Source organism: Stenotrophomonas sp. NPDC077659, from assembly GCF_050268705.1.
Classification (GTDB): Bacteria; Pseudomonadota; Gammaproteobacteria; order Xanthomonadales; family Xanthomonadaceae; genus Stenotrophomonas.
Window position 1 is genome coordinate 1 of record NZ_JBNNHG010000308.1, and the last position, 1049, is coordinate 1049.

Sequence of the window (1049 nt, forward strand, 5' to 3'; positions counted from 1 at the left end):
GCTGCGTGACTACCTGCGCATCGGCTTCAACCCGCGCTTCCTGCGCCTGGCCCTGGCCGGCAGCGTCAATTTCGGCGGCATCTTCCTGTACATCGCCTCGGCGCCGGTGTTCGTGATGCAGCACCTGCACCTGGGCGAAGGTGGCTTCGCCTGGTTGTTCATTCCCACCATCGGCGGCATGACCACCGGTTCGTTCCTGTCCGGGCGCATGGCCGGGCGCACCACGCCCACCCGTCAGATCGGCATCGGTTTCACCCTGTGCGCGGTGTCAGTGCTGCTCAACGTGGGCTACGTGAGCCTGGCGCCGCAGTTCGCCCTGCCGTGGGCGGTGCTGCCGATCTTCCTGGGCGGCATGGGCATGTCGCTGATCTTCCCGATCCTGGCGCTGGCGGTGCTGGACATGTACCCGCATCAGCGCGGCCTGGCGTCCTCGTTGCAGGCGTTCATCCAGCTCATGATCAGCACCGTGGTGGCCGGCGTGGTGTCGCCGCTGCTCAGTGGCAGCCCGCTGCACCTGGCGCTGGGCCAGGCCGCCTTCTTCGTCGGCGGCTTCGTGTTCTGGTACTGGGAACACCGCCGCGAACGCGCAGTGCAGGCAGTGGCCACCGGCCACTGACCGGCCGCTGCGGCGGTGGCGGCCGGTCAGTGAAACGGCGCCGTTGCCGGGGTGCGCTATCCTTGCGCCCCCTCGTAGCGGTATCACCTCCCCATGTCCACCACCTCCAAGACCCGTCGCGACCAGCGTCGCCGCCAGGAAGAGAAGGCCGCCAACAAGGCCGCCGCCCAGGCATCGCCGGTCGAACCGCATGCCGAACTGCGCGATGCGCAGCGCACGCTGCTGGCGGGCGTGGTGCGCCGTGATGGCGAATGGGTGCTGGGCATGGATGGCCGCATCGCCGGCCACAGCGAGAGTGCCGCGCAGGTGCTGGCGCTGATCATGCAGGCCGGTGAACTGCACGAGCGCAAGGGCACGCCGGTGCGCCTGATGTATTCCGACGCGCTGCGCGATGCCGCGCAGGCTGAGGCCAGGGAGAAGGGCCAGACCTTCG

The 1049-nt window shown here is 69.0% G+C and carries 2 protein-coding genes; both read left to right on the top strand.

The genetic code is table 11. The features are described from left to right. A partial coding sequence (locus ACQKDV_RS19700) for an MFS transporter (protein WP_427785900.1) occupies positions 1–616 on the top strand: 616 nt, incomplete at its 5' end. Between the two features lie 93 nt (positions 617–709). Next, positions 710–1049, top strand: a 340-nt coding sequence (locus ACQKDV_RS19705; RefSeq protein WP_427785901.1) for a hypothetical protein, incomplete at its 3' end; no start/stop codon positions are given.